1 protein-coding gene is annotated in these 211 nt (G+C 61.1%); it reads right to left on the reverse strand.

All coding sequences use genetic code 11. The annotated features are described in order from the left end of the window. Window positions 1-211, reverse strand: a 211-nt coding sequence (locus ABI582_RS28785) for a hypothetical protein (RefSeq protein WP_442121008.1), incomplete at both ends; no start/stop codon positions are given.

Below are 211 nucleotides of genomic sequence, written 5' to 3' on the forward strand. Positions count from 1 at the left end.
CAGGTCGACCCCCTCGAAGCGATGCGCAGGTGCCTGGCCCTTCTTGTAGGCATTCAACACGCTCGCCGGCCAAGGGTCGCTGGAGAAAGCCAGCCAAGCGCTGCCATAGCGGTCGGTATCGATGTTCAGGAAGGATGAAGGAATGTCGTGGTTTTCAGTGGCGCATTTTTCGGGCAGCGACGCGGGTAGGCCGTCTGACGGTTCGTAGGGG

This window comes from Pseudomonas sp. SAS7 (assembly GCF_052112345.1).
Classification (GTDB): domain Bacteria; phylum Pseudomonadota; class Gammaproteobacteria; order Pseudomonadales; family Pseudomonadaceae; genus Aquipseudomonas; species Aquipseudomonas putida_Q.